Origin of the sequence: Streptomyces sp. NPDC047974, from assembly GCF_040653375.1 — a bacterium.
Lineage (GTDB): Bacteria > Actinomycetota > Actinomycetes > Streptomycetales > Streptomycetaceae > Streptomyces.
This window is the reverse complement of record NZ_JBEZNU010000070.1, coordinates 1-8,540: the sequence shown is the minus strand read 5'-3', so window position 1 is coordinate 8,540 and position 8,540 is coordinate 1. Positions and strand designations below refer to the sequence as shown.

Below are 8,540 nucleotides of genomic sequence, written 5' to 3'. Positions count from 1 at the left end.
CACCTCGGCGAGCACACCGACGTCCCCGCGGGCGACATCGGCGTCGGCGGCCGCGAGATCGGCTACCTCTTCGGCCAGTACCGCCGCATCACCAATCGCTGGGAGGCCGGCGTCCTCACCGGCAAGGGCACCGGCTGGGGCGGCTCGCAGGCCCGCGCCGAGGCCACCGGCTACGGCAACGTCCTGTTCACCGCCGAGATGCTGCGCCACCGCGGCCAGGACCTGGAGGGCCTGCAGGTCGGCGTCTCCGGCTCCGGCAACGTCGCCCTCTACTCCATCGAGAAGGCCCAGGCGCTGGGCGCCCACGTCCTCACCGCCTCCGACTCCAGCGGCTACGTCGTCGACGAGAAGGGCATCGACCTGGCCCTCCTCAAGCAGATCAAGGAGGTCGAGCGCGGCCGGATCTCCGAGTACGCCGAACGACGCGGCGGCGCCGCCCGCTTCGTCGCCGGCGGCAGCGTGTGGGACGTCCCCGTGGACATCGCCCTCCCGTCGGCGACCCAGAACGAGCTGGACGAGAACGCCGCGCTCACCCTCGTACGCAACGGGGTCAAGGCCGTCTCCGAGGGCGCCAACATGCCCGTCACCCCGAAGGCGGTCCGCGTCCTCCAGGAGGCCGGCGTCGCGTTCGGCCCCGGCAAGGCCGCCAACGCGGGCGGCGTGGCGACCTCCGCCCTGGAGATGCGGCAGAACGCCGGACGCGTCTCCTGGGACTTCGCGCAGGTCGAGCAGGAGCTCGCCACCATCATGCGCGACATCCACCGCACCTGCGTCGAGACCGCCGAACGCTACGGCACCCCCGGCGACAACGTCGCGGGCGCCAACATCGCCGGCTTCGAGCGCGTCGCGGCGGCCATGCTCGACCAGGGCGTGATCTGACCCACCCTCCCCGAACCGGTCCCCGGTCCGCTCCCATGTGCGGGGGAGCGGACCGGGGGCCCACCCCAGCACCGAGCGGCGAAGGACCTCCGCGTGACGGACACACCCCCACGGCCCGACACCGGTCCCCCCGGTGAGGGCCCGGACGAGAAGGCGACCCTGCTCGCCTTCCTTGACTACCTCAGGGACGCGGTCGCCGCGAAGGCCCGCGGCCTCGACGACGCCCGGGGCCGCACCGCGGCCGTCCCCTCCGGCACCAGCCTGTACGGACTGATCAGACATCTCACGGCGGCGGAACGCTACTGGTTCGTCTGGGCTTTCGAGGGCGCCGACGTCCCGCACCCCGACCTGAGCATGCGGCTCGGCCCGGACGACGGCGAGGAGAACCTCCTCGCCGCCTATCGCGAGGCCGTCGCCCGCTCGAACGAGATCGCCGGCGCCTGCGCCGACCTGAGCGCCCCGTGCGCCCGCCCGGCGGGCAAGGACGGCGTCGTCCGGTCGATGCGCTGGGTGCTCGTCCACATGATCGAGGAGACCGCCCGGCACGCCGGCCACGCCGACATCATCCGCGAACGGCTCGACGGCGCCGTCGGCCGCTGACGCGCGTCCGCGTCACGCGAAGGCCGCGCCGAGATGGTCGAGGAGCGGCCCGACGGAGGGGTGGGCGTCCCGGCGCGGGGCGATCGCGTAGATCCCGCGCGTCGGGGCGGCGACGAGCCGCGCCGTGGTGACGTCCGGGCGCAGCGCCCGGGTCAGGACCCCCGGGATCAGGGCGATGGCGTGACCGGTCGCCACGAGGGCGAGCTTCCCGGGGAGGTCCGCGGCGGAGAGGCCGACGCGGACGGTGACCCCGGCGCGGGCGGCGTGCTGGCGCAGCAGCGACGCCGAGCCGTCGTCGTCCTCCGCCCACGTCTCCCCGGCGAGCCCGCCGATGTCCACGGGCCCGCCGCCCGCCCGGGGATGCCCGGCGGGCAGTGCGACGACCATCTCGTCGAGACCCAGGAAGCGGCGTACGAGCCGCGGCGCGTGCGGCAGCCCCGGCGGCGCGTCGGTGACGACCGCGAGGTCGAGCTCTCCCGCGAGCACCCGCTCGTGCAGGGCGGCGCTCAGCCCGGGGCGCAGACTCCAGCGCAGCGGACCCGCCGCGTCGAGGAGCGCCCGCACCGCCTCGGGGACGATCCCCGCCGCGAGCGAGGGCGTGGCCCCGACGGCCAGCGGCCGCTCACGCGCCCCGTCCCGGACGGCCCGGACGGCGCTCAGGGCGCGGTCGGCCTCGTCGAGCGTGGCCAGGGCGTGCCGCCGGAACACCTCCCCGGCAGCCGTCGGGCGCACACCCCGCGCGTGACGCTCCATCAGCGCCACGCCGAGCTGCCGCTCGAGGCCGGCGATCTGCCGGGAGACGGCCGACTGCGTGTGGTGCAACTCGGCCGCCGCCGCGGACAGCGAACCGAGCCGGCACACGGTCACGAAACTCCGCCACACCGCCAGATCCATGGGCGCCAGTATGCCGGGGCATGCCGGGAGCCATGCGCCGTACGCAGATCTGCCCTGCCAGATCTGCGCTTGTCGCAGGGCTCGCGGGGGCGCGATCGTGGCCCCATGACGCCACCACAGAGAATCGCCGTCCTCGGACTGGGCCGGATGGGCACCGCGATCGCCACCCGACTCGCCGAGACGGGCACGGACGTGACGGGCTGGACGCGTTCGGGCGGACCGCACACGGGTGGAGCGCGCTCGGACGGACCGCACTCGGGCGGTTTCGCGACGGTCCCCGACGCGAAGGAGGCCGTGGCGGGAGCCGACCTCGTCCTCCTCGCGCTCTTCGACGGGGCGGCCTGCCGGGAGGTGCTCGACGCCGTCGACGGCGCCCTGCGCGCGGACGCCGTCGTCGTCAACACCGCCACGATCGCCCCCGACGAGGCCTCCGCACTGGCCCGGCGCCCGGGCCCCGCGTACGTCCACGCGCCCGTCCTCGGCTCCGTGCCGGCCGTCGCCGCCGGCGCGCTGACGTTCCTCGCCGCCGCAGAGGAGCCGGCCGCGCTCGACCGGATGCGTACGGCGCTCGGAGCGCTGGGCACCGTACGGCCCGTGGACGGCGCCGCCACCGCCGCCGCGCTCAAGCTGGTCGCCAACCACAGCCTGGCCGGCGCAATCCTCGCCCTTCGCGACGCGCTGCACCAGGCCGACGCGCTCGGCCTGCCCCGCGACCGGGCCCTGGACGTCCTCGAACGCGGCCGGCTCGGCGGCCTGGTCGCCGGCAAGCGCCCCTACCTCCTCGACGGCCCGCCGCCGGCCACGGCCGAGTTCACGGTCGGCGCGCTGGCGAAGGACCTGGCCCTCCTCGCGGAGGCCTCGCGGCTGCCGTTGCGGGGCGGTACGGCCCCGTTCGGCACCCCCGGGGCCGCGTCCGACGCGGACATCGCCGTCGCCGCCACGGCCCCCGCCGTGCCGGACGCGCTCCTCGCCCCGCTCCGCGCCTACGTCCGGGGCCACGCCACCGGCGATCCCCGCCACTTCCGCGAGGCGTTCCTGCCCACCGCCCGCATCGAGGGGATCAGGGACTCGGCCTTCGTCTCCTGGCCGCTGGACGAGTACTGCGCCCTCTTCCGGGGCCGCCCCGCCCCCGACGAGGCGACCCGGTCCCGGCGCGTCGACACCGTGGACGTCCACGGCACCGTCGCGACCGCCACCATGACCCTCCGCCACGGCCCGGACACCTTCACCGACGTCTTCCTGCTCGTCCGCGCCGGCGACACCTGGCGGATCGCCAACAAGGCCTACCACCGTCACCCGGCGGCGGCCGCCTCCTCCAGCGCCAGGTAGTCCGAGAGCAGCGCGGCGGCCGTCAGCATCGCCCGCCCCCTGGCGGCGACCCGGCCGCGCCAGTCGTCGAGGGCCGCCTCCAGCGCCCGCGTGTCGCCCGCCGCGCGGATCTGCCGGACGACGGTGGCGATGACGGCGAGCGGATGGCCGCCCCGGCGCAGGAAGCGGGCGAGTTCGGCGTCGCGGACGTCGTCGGCGTCGTAGACGCGGTGCCGGGTGTCGGAGCGGCGCTCCGGACTGAGGACCCCGGCCTTCTCCCACGTACGGACGGTCGCCACGCTCACGCCGAGGCGGCGGGCGAGTTCGCCGATCGTGAAGGGCGCGGCGACGCTCCTCGGCACCCGCCACGAGGAGCCGCCCGACGCCCTGCCGAGCCGGCTCAGGACCTCTCCCACCTGCTCCAGGGTGCCCCGGTCGCGGAGGAGTTCGGCGTGGCCGCGGTCGACGGCGGCCAGCGCCTCCTCCAGCCGCCCCCGGGTCACCGCGCGCATGATCACCGCGGCCTCCGCGTACCCGTGCGCCGGCACGAGGGCGCGGTAGGCCCTGAGCGCGGCGGCGTGCCGCGCGGTGTAGCGGCGGTGGCCGGAGGCGGTCCGCTCGGCCGGCGGGAGGAGGCCGTCGCGCTCGTGGTTGCGGACGGTCTGCGGGGAGATGCCGTGTTCCCGGGCGAGATCCGCCGGTCGGAGAAGGGCCATGTTTGAAACCCTAGAGCCGAAAAGGCCTGCTGAGGCGGGCCCGTGGAAGCCCGAACCTCACTCGAACCTTCAGGTATAGCTTCCACCGTCATGACCCCATCGACATCCCCCGCCGTCACCGTGGAGGACACCGTCCACCCCGTCGACGCGACCCACCTCCTGGAACTGCTCGGCACCCGGCCGCGCGTCCTCGCGCTCGGCGAACCCACCCACGGCGAGGACAGCCTCCTCGACGTGCGCAACGCCCTCTTCCGGCAGCTGGTCGAGGAGGAGGGCTACCGGACCGTCGCCGTCGAGAGCGACTGCCTGGCGGGCCTGCTCGTCGACGCGTACGTGACGCACCGCGCGCCCGACGGGACCGACGCCCTCGACGACGCCATGGCACGCGGCTTCAGCCACGGCTTCGGCGGCTCCCCGGCCAACCGCGCGCTCGTCCGGTGGATGCGCGCCTTCAACGAGGGCCGGCCGCCGGCGGACCGGGTGCGGTTCGCCGGCCTCGACGGCCCGCTGGAGACCTCCGGCGGCGAGAGCCCCCGCCGGGCGCTCACGGCGCTCCACGCCCACCTGGCCGCCCACTACGACGCCGCGATGCTGCCCTGCACGGCGGAGACCCTCGACGGGCTGCTCGGCGAGGACCACCGCTGGAACGAACCGGCCGCCATGAGGGACCCGGCCCGTTCCCCCGGCCGCACCCCCGAGGCCGAGCGGCTCCGCCTGATCACCGACGACCTGAAGGCCCTCCTGGAGGCACTTCCCGCGCCGCGGGAAGACCCCGGCCACCACCAGGCCCGCCTCTACGCCCGCACCGCCGCCGGACTCCTGCGCTACCACGCCTCCATGGCCGACCCCTCGCCCGCGCGCCTGGCCCGGCTCCTCACCCTCCGCGACTCCCTGATGGCCGCCAACCTCCTCGCCCTCGCCGCCGACGGCCCGGTCCTCGCCCACGCCCACAACACCCACCTCCAGCGCGAACGGAGCACCATGCGGATGGGCGAGCGCCCGGTCGAGTGGTGGGGCGCGGGCGCGATCGCCGCCTCCCGCCTGGGCCGGGAGTACGCCTTCGTCGCCACCGCCCTGGGCACCCTCCGCCACCGCGGGGTCCAGCCCCCGCCCCCCGACACGGTGGAAGGACTCCTGCACGCCCTCCCCGCCCCCCACCACCTGGTGGACACCCGCCTCCTGGCCCGGGCACTCGGCACCACACCACCCCCGCCCCGCACCTCCCCCTGGTACGGCTACGCCCCCCTGAACCCCGCCCACCTGCCCACCACGGACGCCCTCCTCTACGTCAGACACACCACCGAATCCGACCCCTGGTGGCCCACCGCCTGACCCCCCCTTCCGCCCCGGGCGCGCCGGGGCCGACGCGTCCCACACGCCTCCGCGCACCCCCGCGGTGCGCCGAGGGACCTCGCCCCGGACCGCGCGACGCCCCCGGAGCCGTACCACCGCTTCTCGGAAGCATCACCCCCCCCCGCACGGGCACGGGAGGGCGGAGGTGACACTCTCCTTCGTGACCACGAGTACGTCCGCCCCGGCCTTCACCCCCGGCACCGGTCACGCCGCCGCTCATCACGGCGAGCTGCTGCAGGGGGTCTTCGCCGACGGCGACGGGCGGCCGCGGGCCGGTCTCGTCACGCTGCCCCTGGACGGTCCCGGCACGCGGGCCGAGTTCACGCCGAGCCCCGACGCGCCGGCCGACGCGGTCGCCGTCGTGCCCGCCGGGCGGACGAAGGCCGCCCGCGCCGCCCGGCTCGCCGTCGCCGTCTGCGCGGCCCGCACCGGCCGCCCCGCGCGCGGCGGCACGCTGCGCCTCACCGGTTCCGTGCCGCTCGGGCTCGGCATGGGCAGCTCCACCAGCGACGTCCTCGCCACCGTGCGCGCCGTCGCCGACGCGTACGGGATCCGTCTCGACCCCGGCACCACCGCCGGGCTCGCCGTCCGCGCCGAAGGCGCCAGCGACCCCCTCATGCTCGACGAGCGGCCCGTCCTCTTCGCCCAGCGTGAGGGCCGTGTCCTCGAAGTCCTCGGGCCCGCGCTGCCGCCGCTCCTCGTCGTCGGCTGCCTCCTCGGCGGCGGCGAACCCGTCGACACCCTCGCCCTGCCGGCCCCGGCGGCCACCGGCACCGAACTCCGCGCCTACGCCCTCCTGCGCGACCTGCTCCGCCGCGCCGTCGCCGACGGCGACGCCGGGCTCGTCGGCCGGGTCGCCACCGCCAGCGCCCGCCGCGCCCAACGCGTCCTGCGGCACCCGGATTTCGAGGCGCTCGTCGCCCTGGCCGGCCGCACCGGCGCCGTCGGCGTCCAGATCTCCCACAGCGGTTCGGTCGCCGGCGTGCTCCACGACCCGGCCGCCCCCGGCGCCGAGGCGCGCGCCGGCGCGACCCGCCGCGCGCTCGCCGCCCAGCGCATCCCGTACACCCGCACCTTCGGCGCCGGCGGTCCGCGTCCCGCACCCGTTCGCCCGTGTCGTTGTTGGGCCGAACGGGTGAGGGGCGGGAGGATGGGGTCATGAGTAGGTACGAGAGGTACGACGTCACCGACGAACAGTGGGAGGGCCTGGCCCAGGTCCTGCCGCTGCGCGGCCGCGACGAATGGCCGTCCAGGGTCGACCACCGCACGATCCCCGAGCAGTACGAGTCCGCCGAGCAGCGCCGCATGGTCGTGCTGCGGGTCCAGGTCTTCGCCGACGCCCGCGAGGTCGCCGAATACCTCATCGCCCAGATCCCGGTCCTGCTCGACCTCACCAGCGCCGACCCCGAAGTCGCCAAGCGCGTCCTCGACTTCAGCAGCGGCGTCGTCTTCGGCCTCGGCAGCGGCATGCACCGCGTCGACCGCAACGTCTTCCTGCTCGCCCCTCCCGGGACCGAGGTCGAGAGCACCGGCGAGGGCCCGTCGGGGGACGAGGACGAGGAGCCCGTCGGCGCACCGCGCGCCGGAGTCCCCCGATCGTAGGAAGGTCATCTCGACGTAACGGTTCGTCAGCTCCACCCCTGCGTACGGTCCGATCATGGACCTCACCTGCGGCCCCGCCCTCGCCCGCACCCCCGGCGCACCCCGCCCGAACACCGTCCCCATGCCCCGCCCGACCCCGCCCTCCGAAGCGGGACCGGGCGGGGACGACGCCCGGCCCACGCTCCCGAGCCCCCGCCCGCACGGCGGCACCCCCGGCCCCCACCCCGGCACGGACACCACCCCCACCACGACCACCGCACCCGGCACCGGCACGAGCACCGCACCCGGCACCGGCACGGCGCCCGGCACCGCGACGGGCACCGCACCCCGTACGGGCACCGCGCCAGGTACGAGCACGGGCAGCGCTCCCGGCACCGGCACTGTGCCCCGCACGGGCACCGCACCCGGTACGAGCACGGGCACCGCACCCGGCACCGGCACCGCGCCCCGCACCGGCCCGGCCGCCCGCCCGGGCACCCGTTTCCCGTCGTCCCGGCGCCGTGCGCGTACCGAAGGCGCGGGTGACGTCGACGGCACCGACACCGACACCGACACCGGCACCGGCACCGGCACCGGCACCACCGACCGTGCCCCCGGCACCGACCTCGCCCCCCGCACCGACCATGCCCCCGGCGCCCCCGGCACCGCCTCGCCCACCCTGCCCCGTCCCGCCGTGACCGAGCTGCGGCTCTCCGCCTACGCCGGGCTGCGTCGCGCCGCGTACGCCCTCGGGCCCGTCACCCTCTTCGCCGGGCCGAGCGGCAGCGGGAAGTCGACCGTCCTCGGTGCGTACGAGGCGCTGGCCAGGCTCGGCGCGGGGGAGCCGCTCGGCGAGGTGTTCCCGCGCCCCGCCGACCTCGTCCCGGACAGCGCCCGGCCCGACGCCCAGGGCCGCCGCGGCTTCCGCATCGGCTGCACCGTCGACGGCCCCGTCGGCCCGGTCAGGATCGACCTCGCCGTCCAGGCCCACCCCGAACTCCGCATCGTCGGCGAACGCCTCACCCGCCACGGCCGCACCCTCCTCACCACCGCCCTCAGGGACCCCGGCCGCACCACCGTCCAGGCCGCCTGGCTCACCGCCGGCGCCACGCCCGTCACCCGCGCCCCGCTCCCCGACGACCTCCTCGGCACCGCCCTCCTCCCCCTGCGCGTGGCCGGCGCCACCCAGGGGCAGCGCGAGGTGCTCGC

8 protein-coding genes and 1 pseudogene are annotated in these 8,540 nt (G+C 76.6%); 7 read left to right on the top strand and 2 right to left on the bottom strand.

Annotation, left to right across the window (positions count from 1 at the left end; genetic code table 11):
* A partial coding sequence (locus AB0E19_RS37820) for a glutamate dehydrogenase (RefSeq protein WP_362189540.1) occupies positions 1-879 on the top strand: 879 nt, incomplete at its 5' end.
* Positions 880-972: 93 nt separating this feature from the next.
* Complete coding sequence (locus AB0E19_RS37815; protein ID WP_362189537.1) at positions 973-1,479, top strand: DinB family protein; 507 nt, start codon at positions 973-975, stop codon at positions 1,477-1,479.
* A 12-nt stretch (positions 1,480-1,491) separates the two neighbouring features.
* Here AB0E19_RS37815 and AB0E19_RS37810 read toward each other — a convergent pair whose 3' ends face one another.
* On the bottom strand, positions 1,492-2,373 hold the full coding sequence (locus AB0E19_RS37810; RefSeq protein WP_362189534.1) for a LysR family transcriptional regulator: 882 nt from the start codon (positions 2,371-2,373) through the stop codon (positions 1,492-1,494).
* 105 nt (positions 2,374-2,478) lie between these two features.
* On the opposite strand from AB0E19_RS37810, the gene AB0E19_RS37805 reads away from it, so the two are divergent.
* Entirely contained in the window at positions 2,479-3,702 is a 1,224-nt protein-coding gene (locus AB0E19_RS37805; protein WP_362189531.1) for a nuclear transport factor 2 family protein, read from the top strand.
* Here the strand turns inward: AB0E19_RS37805 and AB0E19_RS37800 are convergent.
* The gene (locus tag AB0E19_RS37800) at positions 3,666-4,397 is read right to left on the bottom strand and encodes a MerR family transcriptional regulator (RefSeq protein ID WP_362189528.1); all 732 of its coding nucleotides are present in this window, start codon (positions 4,395-4,397) and stop codon (positions 3,666-3,668) included. The genes AB0E19_RS37805 and AB0E19_RS37800 overlap by 37 nt on opposite strands.
* A 90-nt stretch (positions 4,398-4,487) precedes the next feature.
* Between AB0E19_RS37800 and AB0E19_RS37795 the strand changes: the two genes are divergently transcribed.
* The 4 genes and pseudogenes from AB0E19_RS37795 to AB0E19_RS37780 form a co-directional block, all read left to right on the top strand.
* The gene (locus AB0E19_RS37795; RefSeq protein ID WP_362189525.1) at positions 4,488-5,729 is read left to right on the top strand and encodes an erythromycin esterase family protein; all 1,242 of its coding nucleotides are present in this window, start codon (positions 4,488-4,490) and stop codon (positions 5,727-5,729) included.
* A 181-nt stretch (positions 5,730-5,910) separates the two neighbouring features.
* A complete protein-coding gene (locus AB0E19_RS37790; RefSeq protein WP_362189522.1) occupies positions 5,911-6,912 on the top strand; it encodes a GHMP kinase in 1,002 nt (333 codons plus the stop codon).
* Positions 6,909-7,352 carry a cell division protein SepF gene (locus AB0E19_RS37785; RefSeq protein WP_362189519.1) on the top strand — a complete coding sequence of 148 codons (444 nt, stop codon included), beginning with the start codon at positions 6,909-6,911 and terminating at the stop codon, positions 7,350-7,352. The genes AB0E19_RS37790 and AB0E19_RS37785 overlap by 4 nt, the downstream gene beginning before the upstream one ends.
* 55 nt (positions 7,353-7,407) lie before the next feature.
* Positions 7,408-8,540: pseudogene (locus AB0E19_RS37780) on the top strand (hypothetical protein); the annotation flags it as partial.